At 65.6% G+C, this 22437-nt stretch carries 17 protein-coding genes; 5 read left to right on the top strand and 12 right to left on the bottom strand.

All coding sequences use genetic code 11. The features are described 5' to 3' along the window. Nucleotides 1–2 precede the first annotated feature (2 nt). From C1927_RS18440 to C1927_RS18430, 3 genes are read right to left on the bottom strand one after another with little or no spacing between them, the layout of a single operon-like run. Nucleotides 3–1304 (bottom strand): ABC transporter permease, encoded by a 1302-nt coding sequence (locus C1927_RS18440; protein WP_108747426.1) that lies wholly within the window; start codon nt 1302–1304, stop codon nt 3–5. Between the two features lie 10 nt (nt 1305–1314). Next, complete coding sequence (locus C1927_RS18435) at nt 1315–2037, bottom strand: ABC transporter ATP-binding protein (protein ID WP_079223539.1); 723 nt, start codon at nt 2035–2037, stop codon at nt 1315–1317. A 24-nt stretch (nt 2038–2061) separates the two neighbouring features. After that, nucleotides 2062–3339 (bottom strand): efflux RND transporter periplasmic adaptor subunit, encoded by a 1278-nt coding sequence (locus C1927_RS18430; protein ID WP_079223537.1) that lies wholly within the window; start codon nt 3337–3339, stop codon nt 2062–2064. Between the two features lie 203 nt (nt 3340–3542). Here C1927_RS18430 and glmS point away from each other — a divergent pair, with 203 nt between their 5' ends. The 3 genes from glmS (at nt 3543) to C1927_RS18415 (ending at nt 6624) form a co-directional block, all read left to right on the top strand. Beyond that, nucleotides 3543–5381: a glutamine--fructose-6-phosphate transaminase (isomerizing) gene (gene glmS, locus C1927_RS18425; protein WP_108747425.1), complete on the top strand. Its 1839-nt coding sequence runs from the start codon at nt 3543–3545 to the stop codon at nt 5379–5381. A 134-nt stretch (nt 5382–5515) separates the two neighbouring features. Then, complete coding sequence (locus C1927_RS18420; RefSeq protein WP_237772110.1) at nt 5516–6085, top strand: TetR family transcriptional regulator; 570 nt, start codon at nt 5516–5518, stop codon at nt 6083–6085. A gap of 62 nt (nt 6086–6147) precedes the next feature. Next, nucleotides 6148–6624, top strand: coding sequence for a nuclear transport factor 2 family protein (locus C1927_RS18415; protein ID WP_079223531.1), 477 nt, complete (start codon nt 6148–6150; stop codon nt 6622–6624). 75 nt (nt 6625–6699) lie between these two features. Here C1927_RS18415 and C1927_RS18410 read toward each other — a convergent pair whose 3' ends face one another. The 9 genes from C1927_RS18410 to C1927_RS18370 all read right to left on the bottom strand — a co-directional run bounded on the left by C1927_RS18410 (nt 6700) and on the right by C1927_RS18370 (nt 19053). Continuing rightward, nucleotides 6700–9969: an ESPR-type extended signal peptide-containing protein gene (locus tag C1927_RS18410; RefSeq protein ID WP_108747424.1), complete on the bottom strand. Its 3270-nt coding sequence runs from the start codon at nt 9967–9969 to the stop codon at nt 6700–6702. 67 nt (nt 9970–10036) lie between these two features. Continuing rightward, nucleotides 10037–10744, bottom strand: a complete 708-nt coding sequence (locus C1927_RS18405) for a pilus assembly protein (protein ID WP_079223528.1) — start codon at nt 10742–10744, stop codon at nt 10037–10039. Nucleotides 10745–10761: 17 nt separating this feature from the next. Beyond that, nucleotides 10762–11907, bottom strand: a complete 1146-nt coding sequence (locus C1927_RS18400; RefSeq protein ID WP_174208698.1) for a CfaE/CblD family pilus tip adhesin — start codon at nt 11905–11907, stop codon at nt 10762–10764. After that, a complete protein-coding gene (locus C1927_RS18395) occupies nt 11904–14636 on the bottom strand; it encodes a TcfC E-set like domain-containing protein (RefSeq protein ID WP_108747423.1) in 2733 nt (910 codons plus the stop codon). Before C1927_RS18395 ends, C1927_RS18400 begins: the two co-directional genes overlap by 4 nt. A 54-nt stretch (nt 14637–14690) precedes the next feature. Beyond that, entirely contained in the window at nt 14691–15215 is a 525-nt protein-coding gene (locus tag C1927_RS18390) for a CS1 type fimbrial major subunit (protein WP_079223524.1), read from the bottom strand. A gap of 675 nt (nt 15216–15890) precedes the next feature. Beyond that, nucleotides 15891–17054, bottom strand: a complete 1164-nt coding sequence (locus C1927_RS18385) for a lytic polysaccharide monooxygenase (protein WP_108747422.1) — start codon at nt 17052–17054, stop codon at nt 15891–15893. Nucleotides 17055–17246: 192 nt separating this feature from the next. Beyond that, nucleotides 17247–17618 (bottom strand): DUF805 domain-containing protein, encoded by a 372-nt coding sequence (locus C1927_RS18380; protein WP_079223521.1) that lies wholly within the window; start codon nt 17616–17618, stop codon nt 17247–17249. Nucleotides 17619–17773: 155 nt separating this feature from the next. Beyond that, on the bottom strand, nt 17774–18487 hold the full coding sequence (locus C1927_RS18375) for a fimbria/pilus periplasmic chaperone (protein ID WP_108747421.1): 714 nt from the start codon (nt 18485–18487) through the stop codon (nt 17774–17776). Nucleotides 18488–18540: 53 nt separating this feature from the next. Continuing rightward, entirely contained in the window at nt 18541–19053 is a 513-nt protein-coding gene (locus tag C1927_RS18370) for a fimbrial protein (protein WP_159095380.1), read from the bottom strand. Nucleotides 19054–19471: 418 nt separating this feature from the next. Between C1927_RS18370 and C1927_RS18365 the strand changes: the two genes are divergently transcribed. Further along, nucleotides 19472–21928: a fimbria/pilus outer membrane usher protein gene (locus C1927_RS18365; RefSeq protein ID WP_254051501.1), complete on the top strand. Its 2457-nt coding sequence runs from the start codon at nt 19472–19474 to the stop codon at nt 21926–21928. Next, a complete protein-coding gene (locus tag C1927_RS18360; protein WP_108747418.1) occupies nt 21925–22437 on the top strand; it encodes a fimbrial protein in 513 nt (170 codons plus the stop codon). Before C1927_RS18365 ends, C1927_RS18360 begins: the two co-directional genes overlap by 4 nt.

Genomic DNA, 22437 nt, shown 5'->3' with positions numbered 1-22437 from the left:
ACTTACTGCGACTTGAGCTGGATGGCCGGGGTGACCTGCATCGCGCGCCAGGCGGGCAGGAAACCAGCGGCAACGCTGGCAAACAGGGTCAGGCCGATGGCCAGCAGCAGCATGCTGCCGTCCAGGTGGGCCAGCTTGGCGTAGTCCACCGGCTGCTGGCGCACGGCGAACAGGCCGAGCAGGGCCACGCCGATGCCCAGCACGCCACCGACCACGCCCACCGCACCGGCTTCCACCAGGCACTGCAGGAAGATCTGGCCGCGACTGGCACCCAGTGCGCGGCGCACGCCGATCTCGCCGCTGCGGCGCAGGAACTTGGCCAGCAGCAGGCCCACGGTGTTGACCAGGCACACGCCCAGGAAGCCCAGCGCCAGCCACAGCTGCAGGCGTACATCGCTGGGCACCGCGCCGTTGAAGTCCAGCCACTGCATCACGTTGCGCAGGCGCACGTTCGGCGGGCGCTCGAAGCGGCCGGCCTCACGCTGCTGGCTGGAATAGTTTTCCAGGTAGCGGCGGTAGTCATCGGCCTTGCCCGGATCCATCTCGGCCCAGTACTGCAGCCAGGTGCAGGGTGCGTTCAAGGTGTAGCTGTCGCCGTCGGGGTTTTCGCCGAAGCAGTTCATGTTGCCGCTGCTGCCCAGCTTCAGGTCCATCGAAGTCGACATCGGCAGCAGCAGATCCTCGTCCTTGCCGTAGCTGCCGGTGGTGAGGTCGAAGAACTGCGGCTCGGGGTTCCATTCCTTCATCACGCCGACGATGCGGAAGCTCTGGCCATCCATGCGGATGTCCTTGCCCACGCTGTTGCCGCCCTGGTAGAGCTTGTCGTTCAGCGCCTTGGAGATGACCACCACGCGCGCACGGCCGTCGTCATCCTGGCGGGTCCAGGCACGGCCGTACTGCATCGGCACGTTGAACATCGGGAAGAAGTCCGCCGAGGTCCAGCGGGTGTCGATCGAGAACGGCTGCAGCGTGCTGCCCTCCGGCTCGATGGTGCCGCCGCCGCCGCTCATCAGCGCCTGGCGCTCGGCCTTGGCTTCGCGCAGCAGGGCCTCGCCATCGAAGCGGGTCATCTGCGTATTGGGTTCCTCGCCGGGCACGTAGCCGCCACGGGGGCCCGGGTCCAGCTGCACGTAGAACAGGCGGTCGCTCTTGTCCGGGATCGGATCGCCGGAGAGCACGTGGAAGACGGTCAGGGTGGTCATCGAGGCGCCGATGCCCAGCGCGATGGCGACCACCATCAGCGCGGTCAGGACCTTGTTGCGGCGGAAGCTGCGCGCCGCCAGACGGGCGTAGTAGGCGAACATGGTCGGGCCCTCACTCGTTGACGGCGACGATGCGGCGCGGCGTGGCCAGCACCGGCTCACGCACCAGGTCGGTCACCTGGCCATCGACGATGTGCACGTTGCGCTGCGCGCGCGCGGCCAGTTCCGGGTCATGGGTGACCATGACGATGGTGGTGCCGGCCGCGTTGATCTCTTCCAGCAGCTCCATCACGCCACGCGCCATCTGCGTGTCCAGGTTGCCGGTCGGTTCGTCGGCCAGCAGCAGGCGCGGGCTGCCGGCCAGGGCGCGGGCAATGGCGGCGCGCTGCTGCTGGCCGCCCGACAGTTCGTTGGGGTAGTGCTTCATGCGCGAGCCCAGACCCACCTGGTTCAGCGCCTTCTCGATGCGCTCGCGGCGCTCGCCGGCGCCCATCCTGCGGTAGCGCAGCGGCACGTCCACGTTGTCGAACAGGTTCAGGTCGGGGATCAGGTTGAAGCCCTGGAAGATGAAACCGATCTTCTGGTTGCGCATGCGGCTGCGCGCATCATCGCCCAGCGTGCTCACGTCCTCGCCGTCCAGCAGGTAGGTGCCGCTGGTGAAGGTTTCCAGCAGGCCGGCAATGTTGAGGAAAGTGGTCTTGCCGGAGCCGGACGGACCGGTGACGGCGACGAACTCGCCCTCCTTGACCTGCAGTTCCAGCGAGCGCAGTGCGTGGGTTTCCACCTGTTCGGTACGGAAGACCTTGGCGACCGAACGCATTTCGAGCATGTACATGGGGTGTCCTCTCTCCAGGATGTGTCAGTTGACGGAGACGCGTTCGGCGTCCTTGAACAGGTCGCTGCCCGAGACCACGATGCGGTCACCCGGCTGCACACCCGACTTGATTTCCACTTCGCCCAGGCTGCTGACGCCCAGTTCCACCGGCCGGCGCACGGCAGTGCGGCCGTCCATCACGTAGGCCACGCCGTTGCCCTGTTCGACGAACGGGCCACGCTCGACCTTCATCACGTTGCGGCGGGTATCGAGCAGCACGCGCACCGACATGCGCTGGCTCTGGCGCAGGCCTTCCGGCTGCGCGGCGGCAAAGCGCACGCGGGCGTTGACCTCGCCGTTGACCACTTCCGGCGAGACCGCGCTGATCTCGCCCGGGAACGGCTTGCCGTTGCCGCCGGTCAGCTGTGCGGGCATGCCGATCGCCAGGTCACGGGCGAAGCTCTCCGGCACCTTGATCTCCACTTCGAACTTGGACAGGTCGACCACGCCCAGCACCGGCGCGTTGGCTGCCAGGTTGGTGGCCTGGGTGGCCTGCACCTGGCCGACCTGGCCGTCGAACGGCGCGCGCAGGGTCAGCGCATCCACCTGGCGCTGCACTTCGGCCACCACCGCCTTCTGGCGGTCGGCCAGCAGGCGCTTGTTGCGTGCGTCCAGGTCGGCGCCCTGGCTCTGCAGGCGCGCATCGGTGGTGGCGTTGGCCAGGGTGATGTCGGCCTTCTTCAGCGAATCCTGGGCCTTGGCCAGGTCGATCTGCGGCACCGCGCCGCCGTCGTAGCCGCGCTGGTAGCGCTGCAGGTCACGGTCGGCGGCCTGCCGCTCGATGCTGGCCTGGTCGGTTTCCTTGCGCGACTTGGCGCGGGCCAGGGTGGCGTCCAGCGCCGCGCGGCTGGCTTCGGCTTCCAGGCCGGCCAGGGTGGCCTGTTCCTGGGCCAGCTTGCTGCGCAGTTCCGGGCTGTCGATGATCGCCAGCTCCTGGCCCTTCTTGACCACGTCACCGGCCACCACCTTCAGGTCCACCGTACCTGCGGAGATGGCGTACAGAGTGGGGCTGTTGGCGGCGATGACGCGGCCATCGGCGGCGATGTCGCGCACCAGGTCACCACGCTGCACTTCGGCGATGCGCACCCGGCTGCTGTCGAAGGAGCGGCTGGCGTTGGACCAGGCATGCACGGCCCAGCCGATGGCGGCCAGCAGGGCAACGGCGCCCAGGGCCGGCCAGCGGTAGCGCTGCCAGGCCGCACGGGGGGCGCTGGCGGAGGGGGCGGAAACGATCTGGTCCTGGGCAGAGGTGTCGCGGATCATCGGGAGCATGCCTTTCGGTGGTGCCAAAGACCAAGCACGCTCCGTGCCAACTTTTTTTCACTATTTTTCAATGGTTTGCGATTGGGTTCCGCGTGTCCGGGTGTCCGCGGACACTGCTGCGGACACTTTCATTAAGCGGACAGGAGGGACGGCACGGGCACCCACGCTAGAATGCGGCGACCGTCTTCAAGGAAAAGCGCGACATGTGTGGAATCGTGGGTGCGATCGCTGATCGCGATGTGGTGCCGGTGCTGATCGAAGGACTGAAGCGGCTGGAGTATCGCGGCTACGATTCCTCCGGCATCGCGGTGATCGACCGTGCAGAGCGCCCGGACGTGCGCCGCGTGCGCCGTACCGGCCGTGTCTCGGAAATGGCCACCGCCGCCGAAGCCGAAGGCTTCCATTCCCAGCTGGGCATCGGCCATACCCGCTGGGCCACCCATGGCGGGGTGACCGAGGCCAACGCGCACCCGCACATCAGTGCCGGCGTGGCGCTGGTGCACAACGGCATCATCGAGAACCATGAAGAACAGCGCGAGAAGCTGCGCGCGCTGGGCTACACCTTCGAGTCGCAGACCGACACCGAAGTGATCGCCCACCTCATGCACCACCACCTGAAGGGCGGCGACAGCCTGCTGGGCGCGCTGCAGCGCACGGTGAAGGAACTGACCGGTGCCTACGCGCTGGCCGTGGTCAGCCGTGCCGAGCCGGACCATTTCGTCTGCGCACGCATGGGCTGCCCGCTGCTGGTGGGCCTGGGTGAAGGCGAGAACTTCGTTGCTTCCGATGTCTCGGCGGTGATCTCGGCCACCCGCAAGGTCATCTTCCTGGAAGAGGGCGACACCGCCGACGTCCGCCGCGACGGCGTGCAGGTGTTCGACGAGCACGACCAGCCGGTCGAGCGTGACGTGCACCTCTCCGACGTCTCGCTGGCCTCGCTGGAACTGGGCCCGTACCGCCACTTCATGCAGAAGGAAATCCACGAGCAGCCGCGCGCGCTGGGCGACACCATCGAAGCGGCCATCGACGCCGGTGGTTTCCCGGCCGAGCTGTTCGGCAAGAATGCCGAGGCCGTGCTGGCCGGCATCGAAGGCGTGCAGATCCTGGCCTGCGGCACCAGCTACTACTCGGGCCTGACCGCGCGCTACTGGATCGAATCCATCGCCGGCCTGCCGTGCAGCGTGGAAATCGCCAGCGAGTACCGCTACCGCGCGGCGTACGCCAACCCCAAGCACCTGATCGTGACCATTTCCCAGTCCGGCGAAACGCTGGATACGATGGAAGCGCTGAAGTACGCCAAGTCACTGGGCCACAAGCACACGCTGTCGATCTGCAACGTGCCGGAAAGCGCGATCCCGCGTGCCAGCGAACTGGCCTGCTACACCCGTGCCGGCGCCGAGATCGGCGTGGCCTCGACCAAGGCTTTCACCACCCAGCTGGCCGCGCTGTTCCAGCTGACCGTGGTGCTGGGCAAGCTGCACGGCCGCGTCGATGCCGCCCAAGAAGCCGATTACCTGGAGCAGCTGCGCTTCCTGCCGGGCAGCGTGCAGCACGCGCTGAACATGGAACCGCAGATTGCTGCCTGGGCCGAGCGCTTCGCCCGCAAGAGCAGCGCGCTGTTCCTGGGCCGTGGCCTGCATTACCCGATCGCGCTGGAAGGCGCGCTCAAGCTCAAGGAAATCTCCTACATCCACGCCGAGGCCTACCCGGCCGGTGAATTGAAGCACGGCCCGCTGGCGCTGGTGGACGAGGACATGCCGGTGGTGGTGATCGCGCCCAACGACAGCCTGCTGGAAAAGGTGAAGTCGAACATGCAGGAAGTGCGCGCACGCGGCGGCGAGCTGTTCGTGTTTGCGGACCAGGACAGCAATTTCAGCGAGTCCGAAGGCGTGCATGTCATCCGCACCCCGCGCCACGCCGGCGTGCTCAGCCCGATCGTGCACACCATTCCGGTGCAGCTGCTGGCCTACCACACCGCGCTGGCGCGCGGCACCGATGTGGACAAGCCGCGGAATCTGGCCAAGAGCGTTACGGTGGAATAAGGGCAGGGCCCGGGTTCTCCGGGCCGGCAGCTGGGCCATGGTGGATGAAGAAGGCGGGGCGCGAAGGCGTTCCCGCCTTTTTTTCTTCCCACACGCCAGTTGACAAGGTAGAACGATCGTTCTACCTTGGTGTCGTGGACACCATCACCAACGACACCAAGCAGAAGATCCTGGCGACCGCCGAGGCCCTGATCTACCAGAACGGCATCCATGCCACCGGCATGGATCTCCTGGTGAAGACCTCCGGCGTGGCACGCAAGAGCATCTACCGCCATTTCGAGAACAAGGACCAGGTCGCCGCCGAGGCGCTGAGCGCGCGCGACGTGCGCTGGCTGGACTGGTTCAGGCACGAATGCGAAAAGGCCGACAGCGCCGAAGCGCGCATCCTGCGCATGTTCACGGTGCTCAAGGGTTGGTTTGAATCCGAGGATTACCGCGGCTGCGCGTTCATCAACACAGCGGGCGAGGTCGGCAACCCCGACGATCCGATCCGCAGGATTGCCAGGCATCACAAACAGAAGCTGCTCGATTACACGCTGGAACTGACCGGGCAACTGGGTATCGAGCAGCCAGCCGCCCTGGCGCGGCAGCTGCTGGTTCTCATGGAAGGTGCCATCACCGTATCGCGCGTCATGGGCGACTACGGCGCTGCAGACACTGCCAGGGACGTGGCGCAGGTGTTGTTGAAACAGGCCCGGCGCTAGCGCCCGGGCAACGCCCATCCGCTGAAGTAACCCGTGTATCCATCCCCGTTGGAGGCCCCACCGTGTCCGCTGAACAGTCCCGTCCGCCGCTTCCTCCGTTCACTCTTGAATCGGCGACCCAGAAAGTCCGCCTGGCCGAAGACGGCTGGAATTCCCGCGATGCCGACAACGTCTCGCTCGCCTATTCGCTCGATACCCAGTGGCGCAACCGTGCCGAATTCACCAGCGGCCGCGAAGAAGCCCGCCAGTTCCTTGCGCGCAAGTGGAAGAAAGAGCTTGAGTACCGCCTGATCAAGGAGCTGTGGGCGTTTACCGAAAACCGCATTGCCGTGCGCTACGCCTACGAATGGCATGACGACTCGGGCAACTGGTTTCGTTCCTATGGCAACGAGAACTGGGAGTTTGGTGCCGATGGCCTGATGGAACGCCGGTTCTCGTGCATCAACGACATGCCGATCAAGGAGAGCGAGCGCAGGTTCCATTGGCCGCTGGGGCGTCGCCCGGATGATCACCCGGGGCTGTCCGATCTGGGCATGTAAGGGTGGCTGACCGTTGAAAGTCCAAGCCCCGGCGCGACGCACGGTCACCCGCACGCCACGCCGGGGCATCACGGCTTACCAGCCGATACCCACACCCACGCCCATGCTGCGTTCACCACTGTTGGTGAAGGCACCATTGAGGCTGAAGGTGGCCGAACCCTTGTCGTTCAGCACGCGCTGGTAGCCCACCGCCATCGCCGATTCGCCTTCGGCATAGCCCACGCCCGCACCCAGGCGGTTGTACGTGGCCAGGCCGGCGGTGTTCATCGCCATCGCGGTCTGCGCGCTGCTCATCGCCGCCATGCGGTTGAAGCGCTTGTCCATCTTGTTCAGGCGCGCATCCACTTCGCGGGCGATGCCATCGCTGTAGTCGTTGGCACGGACCAGCATCTTCTCCAGCTCGGCGGTGTCGACCTGCGGCTTCGGCGATTCCGGCGCTTCCGCCTTGGGCTGCGGCGAGGACTTCGGCGCGTTGCCGGTGCTGGCGACGACCTTGTCGTCCTTGCTGGCGGGCGAGGAGGGTTCCTCAGCCACCGGCGTGGTGGCAGGCGTGCCCGCATCGTCGGACGCCAGCGCCATCATGCGCGACTGCGGCTGGCCGTCGATACGCTGTTCCAGACCATCCATGCGGCCGTTGAGCTGCTGCTGCATGGAGTGCAGCTGGCCACCGTTGACCGCATCGCGGCTGCCGGCCGCGATAAGGCCGTTGCCTACGTTGGAGAGGATCATGCCGTTGGCACCGGCCAGGGTGATCTGGTTGAGGCCGTCGGCGCGGGCGGTGGGGGTGTCCTGGAAGACGGAGCGGAGCTCGCCTTCGACGCGGTCCATGCGGGATGTGGTGCGCAGCACGGCACCATCGAGAATGGTAAGCGCATCACCCACGGTGTGCTGACGGGTGTTCTGCACGGTATAGGTAGGGGCGGTCACGTTGCCTGCGGCGTCCAGTTTCGCACCGCCGCCGAGGGTGGCGAGAGAGTCGTTCAACTGGCCGACGGTGGTGGCGTTGTGGTCGGCGGTGCCGCGGTCAACATTGGTGAGCCTTCTCTTCAATCCAGCATTTCCGAAAGACACTGTGCGCTCTTCTGTCGCGATAGAGCCAGCGCCCAGGGCTGCAGCATTCTCTGCACCCTTCTGTACCGAACTGTCAACGCCGAGTGCGACGCCTCCAGTTTCCTCCACCGACGAGAACACGCCAAGGGCGAAGCCCCCTTCAGCCTCTTCGTCCACACGGGCTGCGCGCCCCAATGCCACGGAGTTTCTTCCGCGCGCCTTCGCAAAGCTGCCAAGTGCCACTCCACCCTCGGACAGAAGAGATGCCTCGGCGGAATCACCCAGCGCAACGCCAACAGGACCGGCCTGAGCTGCGACGCCGGGCCCCTTGTCGCCGACGTTGACGAACATCGATTGTGCACGGAGCTCCGAGATACCTTGGAGAGCGTCGCTCGCAACCTGCTGCGCAACGGAGACTCGATCATTCGTTGCAAGGAGCTGACTTCCGTTGATCGCCTCAGAGCTGCTGCTGCTCACTGCGCCATCCGCAACGCCACTGATCTTCCGCTTGCCGTCACTCTTGTTGCGGACATCCAACACCGTGCCGGTGTTGCTGCCACCCAAACGCACGTTCCCGCCGGCCGCATCCTCGCGGACCAGCCCTTCCAACATCGTAAACTTCCCCAGCGCGCTGTCAGCCTTGGTCACGGCGCTATTGGCCAAGGTGTCCGCGCTGCGCGCTCTCTTATCGGTGGCAAGCAGCTGTGCGCCGGTTACCGCCTCGTCGCTGGTGTCGGACAGTACGCCGCTTGCGACCCCGGAAATCTTCCGCGCTGCACCGCCGCTGTTGCGTACGTCCAGATCTGTCCCACTATTGGTGGCACCAATGCGAACGCTGGTGGATGTTTCGCTCAGCAGCCCCCGCAGCGTGCCCGCCTGGGAAAGCGCATCAGCAGCATTGGCCCTTGCTGTGTCCGCGGTGGTCTGTGCGTTACCGGCGGCGGTCTTTGCCGCGGTAGCAGTTACATTCACGCTGTTCAACTGCGCGCCGTTCACCGCGTCCGTGCTGCTCGTGCCGATGGATCCCGCTGCCACACCGGAGATCCTGCGCGCATAGCCGCCGCTGTTGCGAATGTCCAGCAGATTGCCGCTGTTGCTGTTGCCAATGCGCACCGTGGTTGATGTATGGCTGAGCAGGCCTGAGAGCGTATTGGCCTTCCCAAGTGCGCTGTCAGCAGTGCTCTTGGCGGTGTTGGCCGTCGTCTGCGCATTGCTGGCAGAAGCCTGCGCCGAGTTGGCTACCGTCCGCGCATCAGCCACGCTGCTTTGAACTCTGCTCAACTGCGATCCGTTGACGGCTTCCGTACTGGCTGTACCGACCGCGCCATCGGCAACACCGGTTATGCTGCGCAAATAGCCATTGCTGTTGCGGATGTTCAACGACGATCCGCTGTTGGTGCCACCGATGCGTACAACGCCGTTGCTTGCCGATTGATAGAGCAGACCCTCACGCACGTTGGCCTTGGCGAGAGCATCATTGGCAGTGCTCCTGGCCGTGTTGGCCGTGGTCTGGGCGGTACTTGCAGCACTTCTGGCGCTTCTCTCCACTGCGTTCAGCTGGTCGAGATTCACTGCGTCCGTACCATCCTCGCCACTCTTGACGTTTGTAATCCGGCGCTCCCAACCGCTCTTTCCCACCGAGACGGTATAGGTACCAGAAGCCACTGAATTCGCGCCGATGGCAACGGACTCTGAGCTGTAAGCTTTCGCGCCACTGCCTATGGCAACTGCATTCGGCGAAGGCGCATCCGCCTTATGGCCCAAGGCCGTTGCGCCCTTTCCGTTGGCAAATGCACTGGTACCCAGTGCAGTGCTGTGGCCGCCCAGCGCTCTGGCGTTGTGGCCGACGGCGGTCGCATATCCACCCCTTGCAATGCCGTAGTTGCCCAGGACGGTGGATTCGGTTCCGCTGACAACGGACTGTGAGCCCAGCGCCACCACATCCTGGCCGCTGACTTCGGGGTCCCGATAGTTGCCACTCATCACGATGGGCGTCTGGTACCACATCCCACGCGGAATGTTCAGGCCCGATGTGTTCACGCCCATCACATTCATCACGGGCGCCGACAGCAGGAACACGGGAGCCTGCGCCGGTGCCTCTTCAGCAGGGATGATGGATGGCGCTGCCAGATCTTCGCGCTCATCTTCCGCCCAGGCAGCTCCCGCTGCAGCCAGCAGCAGGGCAGACGCCAGCAGCCGTGTCTGCGCAGGCTTTCCACGCGGCGAACTCAGCTCGCTGGCCACGACCCAGCATTGCCGGGTGGCATTCCAGATTCGTCGATAGATGCGGTTCATTGAAGCTCCTTGACAGCACAGGGGAAAGTTGGGTCGCGCAGCTGCGCGGGCCGGGAATGGGAGCGCATCAGCCTGCCGATGCGGAGACGGTCTGCACGTGCTCGCGGTAGCCGTCGCGGGTCAGGCGGTAGCGCAGTTGCAGGGTGCTGCCTGCCTGCGGCTGGAAGGGCAGTTCGACGGTGGCGTCCGGGTACAGGCTGTGGGTGATGTCATGGGCGGTGCAGGCGCCGGCGCGGGTGCATTCCGCCACGCTGGTGATACCCACCCGCAGGCTGCCGGTGTTGTGCAGCGTGTTGCCCTGCAGGCGCAGCGCCACCTCGCCATCGGCAGGCAGTACATTCACCAGTGCGCCCCAGACCAGGCTGACGCCGACGTTGGCGCGGGAGCCGTCTTCGCCTTCCTGCGTGGTTTCCTCTGGCCCGCGCACGCCCTCGAAGTACACGCGGTAGGCGGTTTCCTTCTCGACCGGCTGCAGCGGGATGACGCGGATCAGGCGGTTGCCACCGCCGGCCAATGCAAACTTGCCAGGCGTCACCGCGATGGCTGCCTCGTGCGGCTCAACTTCGCTTTCCTGTTCGTTTGCACTGGCGGGGTTGTCGATACGGCGCAACGTGGCCTGCACGTACTGCGCCTGGGTGGACTGCGAGTACACGCGGATCTGCGTGCTGCGCTTGCCTTCCACCGACGAACGCATCGGATGGACGGTCAGATTGGCGTGGGCCGGGGCTGCAAGCAGCAGTGCCATCGGCAACAGCAGGTAGACGAACTTGTTCATGCAATTCTCCGTGGGAATCAGGGCCGGACGGTGGGCACGCGCAGTTCCACCTTCAGTTCACCGGTGTAGACGCCTTCGCGCTTGCTGCTGGCGGTAAAGGAAGGCGTTTCGAGGGTGATGGGCGTGGGGACGCAATAGACGGGCTGCTCCAGCTTGGGCAGCTTCACCAGCCGCAGCTCAGTCTTGTCGACACCCAGCAGCTGCTCTTCCACACCGTTGCGCATGCGGCGCTTGCTGCCGGCGTAGTTCAGCCAGACGTTGAAGCTGATGCGCTCGCGGTCATCGCCGGCCGCATCGCGGTGCCAGAGGGAAAAGTCGTCGCCGACGCTGGGCCGTGAGCCCGTATCGCGAACGGTGATACCCAGGTACTCGCTCTGCGAGCCCAGTCCGTCGTACAGGCACATGTCGACGCCCTTGCTGCCGGCGATACTCCCACCGATGATGCGCGGGTCATAACGCAGGTCCATGTTGACGTTGGCATTGCCTTGCTCGAAGCCCGGCAGATAGATCGAGATCGCGTCGTAGTCGGTGATCGTGAAATCGAAGTTGAAGATGTAGGTGGCGAGGTGCTCGGAAGGCGGGCGGCGCAGGCGAAGTTCGAGAGTGCCTTTCCAGTGGCCCGCCGTTAGCGACCGCAAACTGGGCGATCGAATCGTCAACCCCTTTCCGGTACCCGCAGCAATCTTTTTGTCACAGCTGGGCGCGATAGATGAGGGGATTCCGTAAGGTTGGTTGTTCCAGTAGTCCAGCGAGCAATCTGCCGTGCTGAATGCCCTGAAGAGGCTTGCTGACACGTCCAGGTTACTTGTCAGTCCGGAGCGGATTTCCTGAAGCCGCACGGAGACCTGCGTGGCTTGGGACGACAATAGAACCAGCATATCCTCGGTCGGACATCTTCCCGTGGAAGCATCCGACGACGATGCGCAGACCATGTAGAGTTCGCCATAGCGCTGAGTCAGATCCGTGTCGTACGCAAGCAGCGTTCGCGGCGCCCACAGTTCAATTTCTGCAGGAATCGCCGAGCGATCCCAGGCCTGCACAACGTCCTGAGTGAATACACCTCGCGGCGGATCAGTCTGCGGCGGCCTCTGCGCCCACGCCTTCGGCACCACCACCGCCAGCGCGCACACCAGCATCCACACAAACAACACACGGCGGCTCATTTCGCCTCTCCTGCAGCAGCGGTCTGGGGTACAACAGCAATCAACGCCTGTTCCTGCAGCAGGCGGGTCACGCGGGCCTGCTGGCGGATTTCCGGCGGCAGCAGCGCAACGGCCATCGGCTCGCACTGCACCGCGCCCACCAGCAACACCACGCTGCGGCGTTCGCGTATCTCCAGTGGGCACTGCAGCAGGTGGTCGTCCTGCAGCAGGTACAGCGTCTTCTCAAAGCGCGGGAACTCGGCCACGAAGCCGCCATTGGCGCTGGTGCCCGGCACCGGCGCGTTGAGGATGCGGGCGCCGCCCAGCGGCAGGCCGGCCACATCGCGTGCACTGCCGATGAAGGTGTAGGTCACCTCGATGGGTACCGGCATGCGTACCAGCCGGCCCGGTGAGAGGAACAGCGGGCGCATGCCCGAAGCACCGGTCACCCGCACCGAGGCAATGCCTTCCAGCGCGCTGGCATCCTGCAGCTCCGCACGGTGGCTCTGGTAGGCCTGCAGCGGCATCAGCCGACGCTCGCCCAGCTTCAGGCGCTGGCGGCGTGCGCCACCCACCTGCAGCTCGGCGGCCAGGCCGCTCAGGTCCAGGTCGTCGGTGTCATCCACCTGCACGGCCAGGCCGGCATCGGCGGTGGCACCGCCGCCCCAATAGAAGCCGCGCCGGCTCAGGGCAAAGCTGGAGGCGTGGTTGGCGCCATAGGAATACGTGTTGCTGCCCGGCTGCCGGTAGCCAGCAACCGTGGCGCCGGTCTGGCCCCACGGGTTCTGCAGCTGAGCGCCCAGCGTGGCGCTGTAGCGGTCGTTGTTGGTGGCACGCAGTTCGCCGGTCACTTCGCGGTAATTGGCGTCCACGTCCTGGCGCAGGCTCTGCGCCACGCTGTAGGTCACGTCGGGGCGCTGGTGTTCGGGCTGGCGCGCATCCATGGCATAGCGGCGCTGCGAGCTGCCGCGCTCGCCCTGCTGCAGCCGGCTCAGGCTGAGGCTGAGGAATACGCCGCGGTCGCGCGTTGCCGCTGCACCCACAGCGGCGTCGTTGCGCTGCTGCCACACGCCCGTGCGGGTGGAGACGGTGAACTCTCCCCAGCGATGCGTGCGGCTGAAACTGGCCTGCCAGGTACGGCTTCGCTGGGCCTCGCGCTGCGGGCGCAGCGGGTCGGGCGGCAGCCACGGCAGCAGCCCCTCCAGCGGGTCATCGCCAAAGCCGGGCAGGTCGCGCGCGGGCCGCCAGGTCTGGCGGCGGGTATAGCCCACGTAGGCACTGCCGCCGGCCACCGGCAGCGAGATCGAGGCGCTGAGCGAATCGCTGCAGCCCAGCCGGTCGCGTGCATCGTCCTGGAAGCGGCAGGCATTGCCACGCATGCGTTGCTGGTAGACGTTCCACGCCGCCGTACGGCGGTAGGACAGCTGGTGCTGCTGGCCGCTGCTGCCGTCACTACCGCGCAGAACGCTGAAGGCGCCGCGCACATCCTGGGTAGTGAACTGGCGGCGCACATCCAGCCGCACTTCGCCATAGGTGAAGCCGGCAATGTCGGCCATGCCTGCGGTAACGGCCACATCGCGCACCAGCGGCACGCGCACGCCCGCATGCAGGGCCTGGTCGCTGTCGAAGGTGTTGCTGCGGCGCTCATCGCGCTGCCCCAGCTGCACGAACCACTGCATGCGGCTGTCGGTCCAGTCGCCGCCCTTGTCGAACGGCGCGTCCTCGCTGCGCACCAGGATGCCGTCCTCGTACACACGCAGGGTGACGTTGTAGCTGCCCATCGGGAAGTTGCGGGTGTCGAGCTGGTTCACGCCTGCCTGCAGGTAGAACGTCTGCAGCAGGCGTTCGCCGTCGAAGGCATCCACACGTGCGTCGCGCGCCAGCAGCACGGTCAGCGGTGATGCCTGCACGGCACCGTCGGCGTCCACGTAGGCGTAGGTGGTACCGAAGCGCACGCCGCGGAAGCGGTCCAGCGGCAGCATGCCGAAGGCGAAGGTGCCGCCCTGCGTGCTGGACAGGTTGCGGCGGTCCATCAGGCCGGCCTGCACGTAGTGCTCCTGGCCGAGGTCGTGGCGGTAATACGCGCTGTCCAGCTGGAAGTCATCACGGCTGCCGCCGTTGCGATACTGCTGGCGGTTGTAGTTCCACTCGCCTGCCAGGTGGCCACGCTCGAACACGCCCAGCGTGCCTGCGCCCTGTGCGCTCATCGATTGATAGTCGCGGCCACCGCTCATGTTGAAGGTCTGCCGGTGCAGCCACGCGTTCTCGGCGTTGCTGCTGACACTGTGGAAGCGGTGCGGCTCGCGCACTTCACCGGGGATCCACTGGCGGGCCACGAACAGGCGCACCGAGCCTTCGCCCTCGTCGTAGAGCGCGCTGACGGCAGCGGGTTCCTCGGGCGGTGCCATGTAGCCGCACCCCGCCGCAGCGCCGCCGTAGCGGCAGGCCAGATGGCTGTTGCGCGGCATCGGCTGTGAGAGCGCGGGAAGGAGGGCGGCCTGGGCTTCGGCCGAGAGCCCCAGCGCCTGGGCAACGCGCTGCGGGTCCAGCAACTGCACGTCATCCAGCGTGACCCGCACCGGCGACAGCCCGGCCGACTGGCCAAACAGGCTGACGTCCAGCTGCTCGGTCTGGCCTTCAACCAGGTCTTCGAAACCGGCGGGGACGATGCGCGCTTCGCATAGCGTGGGGGCCAGCGCGAAGGCGAGCGCCATCGCCAGCCGGGTAACGGCGGGGGCGGGAGTGTTCATGCAGGCGGGAATCGAATTGGGGCCGGCCCGCGATGGCGGGCCGGCGTGTGGTGCTTACGGCTTGTGGCGCATCACGATGGTGGCCATGCCTTCGTAGCTGCCGGTCGTCAGCGGGCCGGCGGTGGTCTGCGTGATCGCCAGTTCCAGCGGCTTCGACACGCCTTCGATGGCGCCATCGAACAGATCCTTTGCGCTCAGATTCTGGCTGGCCGTGGTCAGCTCAATGCCATGCAGGCTGACGGTCATCGGCACCGGCTTGGCGCCGATGTGGCCGATGGTCGGCACCAGTTCCAGCGTGTTCTGCAGGCTGACCTGGATGTCCTTATCGGCGTCGTTAGTGAAAATGCGGGTGTTCAGCTTCCACGGCTCCAGGCCGCCTGGGCGACCCGCAGTGCCCTTGAACTCCGGCAGGTAGTTCATGGTGATGCTGTCCGGCAGTGCACTGCCGTCTTCCTGCTGGAAGGCGAGGGTAGTGTCCACGTTGGCGTAGACGGAGATGCGGGTGTCGATGGCAAACGCGGACGACGATACGGTGGCCAGCGCTGCAGCGAGCGCGGCCTTCTTGATGATGGTATGCATGGTGGTTGTCTCTCTCGGACAATGATTGGAATGGTTCCCGTCCTGCTGTGGAAGCGCGAAGAGGGGGCGTCGCCCGCGTGAGGGAGCGTGGCGACGGAGAGAATGTTAGGAGCCGTTCAAATCGAAAACCATGCAAACATTCAGATAATTGAATGCATTGTTGGTTTTTTCCTGCAGCGTGGATTATCGCGCATGCGGAATTTGAAACGTCTTGTACGCGCACTGTGCGGCGTGTTCGATTATCTCCAAGCCCTGCACATGCCGGAACTGCAAGTTATTGCAAGGCAATGGACGCCGGCGCCGGTTCAGTAGATCCACGCCATGCGTGGATGAATCCCCGAACAGCATCCACGCACGGCGTGGATCTACCAGGGCGGTTGGATACAGGCGTCGGTTCAGTAGATCCACGCCATGCGTGGATGAGCCGCCCGAACAGCATCCACGCACGGCGTGGATCCACCAAAGCGGTTGGATGCTGTCGTTGCTTCAGTAGATCCACGCCATGCGTGGATGAGCCGCCCGAACAGCATCCACGCACGGCGTGGATCTACCAAGGCAGTTGGACTCAGTAGATCCACGCCACGCGTGGATGATCCACCCCGAACAGCATCCACGCACGGCGTGGATCTACCTTGATACAGCGAAGGCGGCCGGTGGCCGCCTTCGCAGGGTGCATCAGTATTCGATCCAGGCATTCCGCCAGGCAAAACCCGTGCCCGGGCGGTAGGCGTCGGCGTTGATGTTGCACCACGCACCTTCCGGGAACGGACGGCAGGCGTACAGCTTGCCATCGGTTCCCTTCACCACCGTCTGGCCCGGGATGTAGCTGCCGAGTCCGGCCGGGTAGACGAAGTCATAGTCGCCCGGCGGCGGATCAACCGGATCGGGATCCGGCACGCGGGTATCGAGCTGGAAGCGATGGCCGGGCGTCAGGTACACGCGGTTCTCGGTAGCCGATGCCACCGGCGTGATCACGCCGTTCTGCAGCACGCCGACGCGCGCGTGGCGGGCACTGGCATTGACCTTGCGGGCCAGCGCCAGCGGCCACTGCGTGGCACCGGTCTGTCCGGCCACCAGAGTGATTTCCGGGCGTTCCACATCGTTACCGTTGGCATTGAACACGCGCAGGCTCAGGGTGGTACCCACTTCCAGCGCTCCACGCGCGGTGACCGGGCCGGCATCCTGCCACTGCGGCGGCGGGTTCACGCCGCCACCGCCTTCAAAGCGGACATCGGCGCAGGTATAGAACGCCTCCTTGGAATCCGAGCGCTGCCAGGTGTTGTAGATCACGTGCTGGCCGGTGCGCTTGGGCAGCGGGCAATCCAGCTTGTAGACATCGCCAGAGAGCGGCACGTTACCGAGTGTGCAGAACTCCTCCAGATCCGCCCAGCGCAACGGGCCGCCCGGCTGCCAGCCCTCGCGGGTGACATAGAACTTCCAGTCGCGGGTGGCATGCGGCGCGGGCGCCTTGTACTCGAAGGTGTAGCGACCGCGCGCATCGCCACGGATGGGCGTGGTCTGCCAGTCGCTGCGGTTCAGATCCAGGCCGCGGTACTTGCTGTTGCCGCCGCTGCACAGCTCGCCATCAGGCACGACAGCCTGATGGTTGCCGTTGGCTTCTGCCTGGTTGATGCCTGCCCAGTCATAGAACGGCTGCGCGCCGCCGATGGCCTTTGCCGCGGCACAGGCCGGGTTGGTCGGGTTTTCCGGGTTGCCCTGGTAGCAGGAATAGACGCGGCTGGAGGGCTTGGACAGGGTGCCGTGGGCGAACGCGGTGCCGGAGGCGGCTACGCTGCCGAGGATGGCCAGCGCGAGAGCTGCCCGATGGGAGTGACGCATGGAGAATCTCCTGTGGGTGGTGGAACCCCACGGAGTTTCGATGCGAGTGCCTGCAGTTGCCATGCAACTACTTGGATAGTTGCAGGCTGTTTTCTGGTATGGAATGCGGTGCGCAGAAGTGAGTGTCGACCAATGGTCGACACCCACCAGAAAAGGGCGTGTCGACCGAAGTCGACACCTGCCAGCACGCTGTTAGACGTGCGGAACCGGCGCGCCGAAGCGGTTGCCGCCCGGGGTGCCCGGCAGCAGCATGAACACCAGCACCGCCAGATTCGCAAATGGTACGAGCAGCAGCAGGTACCACCAGCCGGAACGGTCAGTGTCATGCAGGCGGCGCACGGTCACCGAGACCAGCGGCACCAGGAGCGCCAGCCACACCACCACGCCCAGGCCCGTCGATACCCATGCCAGCGCCTCCGAGCCGGTATAGCCGGCAATGAAGCTCAGCACATGCAGCGGCATGAACACGATCAGAATGAATAGCTGGAACCACCAGAATTCACTGCGGCTGGCGCGTCCGCTGAACTGTGCGTAGCGGGTAAGCGGGATCATCATCTTGTGCATGGGTGTGCTCTCCAAAAAAAAGCGCGCACTATCGCCGCGTGGGCGAATGTTCTCCATGCAATTTGTTGCAATCGAAGAAGCGCGTGTCGACCAACGGTCGACACCTACCGGGGTGCTGGGCGTGTCGACCAACGGTCGACACCTGCCGCGTGGGCTCAATGCGTGACTTTCGCCTCGGCATCGCGTGCGGTGCCGTAGTCGTCCAGCCACTGGAATTTCAGGCTTCCGGGGAGGGATGCGCCACCCGGCAGCGGCAGGTTCAAGCGCTCGCCCGGTGCCACCATGTCCACCTCGATCACCTTGCCATCGGGCAGCGTCAGTCGGCTCAGCGTCACGTGGTAGGCGCTGGGGTTGTAAACCTGCAAGGCCTGGCCCTGTGCGTGCCACTGCAATCCTGCCGCCGCGTCACGCGCATGACCCGGCAGGCCGGCAGGCCGATAGAAAAGCTTCACCCGCGTGCGGATGGCGAACTGCAGCAGGTTCTGGCCTTCCACGTTTTCCGGCTTGGGCGGAATATCCAGCAGGTTGAAGTACAGCAGCGACTCGCGGTCGCTGGGTAGCGCGGCCCCGGCCATTGGCGCATACGTCAGCCGGAACGCCTGCGCGTGGCCCGCCTCGATGCGGCGCGTGGTCGGGGTCAGCACGAACGGCAGCTTCTGGCTGCCGGCCTTGGCGCTGGCATCGCCATCGTCCAGCCACACCTGGGCCAGGGCGACCTTGTCGCCGCGGTTGTTGGCGTTCACCGTTACCGCACCCTTGCTGCCGTCGTAGACCACGCGGGTGCCCTGCAGGGTCACGGCCGCTGCGGCGGGCAGCGCGGTGCCTGCGCAACCCAGCGCCAGCATCAATGCGCATGCGCGAATGTTCATGGGAATGTCCTCGGGAATAACCGCCCGGCAGCACGCCGCCGGGCGGGGTGCGCTTACTTGTAGACGATGTCCATCTGAGCGGTGGCGTTGGCCGAGCCGGCCTCCAGCTCTGCAGCGGTGCCGGTCTTGGTGTACCAGACGCTGTGCTTGACGGTCTGCGGGGCGGCATCGGAGACGTTGACGAACTGCGTCGGCGCAGTATTGACCTTCAGGTGGGTGTCGGCGGTGTCATAGATCTTGTACGCCACGCCCTTGGCGCCGCTGGCGGCGGTTAGGGCCAGTGCGCCATCCGCGGTGGACGGACCACTGAACTTCACGGCCACATCGTGCGAACCGGCGGCACCCGGGCAGGCGACGGCCACATCCAGATCGCGGCGGCCGATGCGGTCGGCGCCCTTCAGGTCTTCCAGATCCATCTTGCCCATGGCCACGGCCACGCCGCCGTTGATGGTGGCAGTGCAGGTGGTTTCAACAATCTCGCCGGAAATGGTCAGGTCGGCAGCATTCACGGCCGGGGCAGTGGCCAGCAGGATGGCCAGGGCCATCGGGGTCTTCAGGTTCTTCATGGGTGTGCTCTTATCTAGCGGATGGGGAATCGGAATATTGCCGAAGCCAGCGTGGCGACAGCAGCGGTGTGCGGGTTCAAGGGCGACGCCGGCTTGCGATCCAGGAATCGGCGCGTGGTTCTGCGGCCCTGTGGGTTTTCGCACCAGCGCATCATCCGGCAGCGTTGCCATGCCATCCATGCAACAACTTGCAAAAGCCCGCCTGAGGCCCGAGAAACGCGCAACTTTGCAATAACTTGCATGTTCGGCAAGGTTCTGGCCGCCTACTCTGCACGCCTCCCATCGCTACCGGGGCTGCACTGCGGCCACGCCCGACGCCATGCGCCTGTCTTCCTCAACCTGTTCCAGCGCTGCGCCTAGCTGCCTGCGACGCACGACGCTTGCCGCTGCCATCGCAACCACGCTGGTGCTCGCGGGCGTGTCTGTTGCGCACGCGCGCACCGGTGGCGAAGTGGAGTTCAGCGAAGGCTTCGCCACCGGCTTTGGCAGTGACGACCTGGCGCGCTTCAGCGTGGGTAACCCGGTGGAACCCGGTCACTACAACGTTGATGTCCATCTCAACGGCGAGTTCGTGCGCCGCGATGACATCGAACTGGTTGAATCGAATACGCCGCATATTGCGAAGCCCTGCATTCCCGCAGCGTGGTTGCTTTCGCTGGGGCTGAGCGACGCCGCACGCGAAGCCGTGCAAGCGGCCGGGAACCCGCAGTGCATTGATCTGCAGGCGGTGATCGACGGTGCACGCGTCACCTACGACGACAGCCAGCTGCGCCTGGATATCTCGCTGCCGCAGGTTGCGCTGCAGCGCCAGGCGCGCGGCTTCGTTGCACCGGAACTGCGCGACCACGGCATCACCGCTGCGTTCTTCGGCTACACCGTCAACCACTACCGCAGCCAGGGCCAGCAGAACAGCTACGCCGGCATCACCAGTGGCGTGAACCTGGGGGCATGGCGCCTGCGCCACCGCAGCTCCATCAGCCACAACGCGCAGGGCACGCACTTCAGCACGCTCAACAGCTACCTGCAGCGCGACCTGCCGCGCTGGAACAGCCAGTTCACGCTGGGCCAGAGCAACACCGGTGGCGAGCTGTTTGACAGCGTGGGTTTCACCGGCGTGCGCGTGGCTACCGATGAACGCATGCTGCCTGATTCACTGCGTGGCTATGCCCCGGTGGTGCGCGGTGTGGCGCAGGGCAATGCACGCGTCACCATCCGCCAGAACGGCGCGGTGCTGTATGAAACCACCGTAGCGCCCGGCCCGTTCGCCATCGACGATCTCTACCCCAACGCCGGCAGCGGCGATCTGGAAGTGGCCATCACCGAGGCCGATGGTCGCGAGGAACGCTTCACCGTCGCATTCTCGGCCGTGCCGCAGGCGCTGCGCGAGGGCAGCCAGCGCTTCAGTGTCACCGCTGGCGAGCTGCGCAACACGGGTCTGTACCAGCAGGCGCTGCGCTTTACCGAAGGCACCTATGCGCGCGGCGTCAGCAACCGTGTGACCCTGCTGGGTGGCGTGCAGGTGGCCGAGCACTACCAGGCCGGCCTGGCGGGCGCGGCGTTCAACACCCCATTTGGTGCCATCGGTGCCGACGTCACCCATGCCCGTGCCAACGTGCCTGGCCTGCCTGCACAATCGGGCCGCAGCTACCGGCTGAATTACCAGCGCAGCGTGCCACGCACCGGCACCAACCTGGGCCTGGCAGCCTACCGCTACAGCACCGAGGGCTTCCTTACCCTATCCGACGTTTCGCAGCTCTCGTTCGACCGGCCGCAGGCGGCCGATGCTTTCGTGATGCGAACCCGCCAGCGCTTCCAGATGAACTTCTCGCAGCGCGTGGGCACGCGCGGCCAGCTGTACCTGGCCGGTGGCCATGTGACCTACTGGAACCGCGCCGGCAAGCACAACGATCTGCAGCTGGGCTTCCACAGCAGCTACCGCAGCGCCAACTACACCGTATCGGCCACGCGGTACCGCATGGCCAGCGGCGCACCCGATACGCGCCTGTCGTTCATGCTCAGCCTGCCGCTGGGCCGCACCAGCAACGCACCGCGCGCCACGGCCACGTACAACGACAGCCGCCTGGGCAGCCAGCAGCAGCTGGGCGTCAACGGCAACCTCGGCGAGGACCGCGCGCTGTCCTACAGCCTGTCGGGCAACCGCGGCCAGGGCGGCAGCGGCTACAACGCCTACGCCAGCTATCAGGGCAGCCGTGCCGATCTCAGCGCCGGTTACAGCCATGCCAACAGCAGCAGCAGCTTCAATGCCGGCGCCACCGGCAGCGTGGTGCTGCATCGGGGCGGCATCAACTTCGGCCCGGCGCTGGGTGACAGCTTCGCGCTGGTGGATGCGCAGGGCGCACAGGGCGCCACGGTGGGCAGTGGCCGCAACGTCACCGTGGCCGGCAATGGCTATGCGGTGTTGCCCTATACCAGCCCGTACCGCTGGAACCAGATCAACCTGGACACCGCGCACCTGCCGCTGGACGTGGACGTGCAGGCGAGCTCGCAGCGCGTGGCGCCCAGCGCCGGCAGCATCGTCAAGGTCAGCTTCCAGTCGCGCAACGAGCGCCTGTGGCTGATCGACGCCAGTGATGCCGACGGCACCCCGCTGGCCTATGGCGCGCAGATCACGCACGCCGATGGCCGGACCCTGGGCCAGGTAGGGCAGGGCGGCGTGGTGGCCTTGCGCGGGCTGGAACCGACCGGCTTCGTGCACGTGCAGACCGAAGACGGCATCGCTTGCCGCCTGCATTACGCCATGCCCGAGGCGCCCGATGCGCACGGCCAGTACTGGGCGCAGGCGCGCTGCCTGGCCATTGAGCCAGGACGCCTGGCAGAAGATCTCCCCTCCCAAACTACCGGAGCATCACAATGAATACGGCGCAATCACTGCTGGCCATGCTGCTGCTGGGTACCGCAGCCCAGGTACAGGCGCAGTCGAACTCGGCCTCCATTACCGTCACCGGCAAGGTACTGCCAGGCACCTGCACTCTGACGGATGTGCCGGTGACGCTGGACGAGATCGATGCCACTGATTTCAAGAACGGCCACGAAAACAAGCTGAAGTCGGCCGTGCTCAACCTTTCCGGTTGCGTGGGTGTGACCAGCGTGGAGCTGACATTCGATGGCACGGCTGATCCAGCGCAGGATGGCTACTGGCAGAACCTGGCCGCGTCCAACCGCGCCGAGGGCGTGGCCGTGACGCTGATGGATGGCCCTACGGGCATCGAGGCACTGCTTAAGGGCTCCAAGAAGACGGTCCCCATCAATGGCGGGGCCACCGGCAAGCTGGAGATGCGGGCCGGCTATTACCGCAAGAGCGGCACGCTGCTGAAGGCGGGCGAGGTCAGCACAAGCATCACCGTTACCGCTGTTTACAAATGA

Source organism: Stenotrophomonas sp. ZAC14D1_NAIMI4_1 (genome assembly GCF_003086775.1).
Lineage (GTDB): Bacteria > Pseudomonadota > Gammaproteobacteria > Xanthomonadales > Xanthomonadaceae > Stenotrophomonas.
This window is presented reverse-complemented; position numbering and strand designations above follow the sequence as displayed.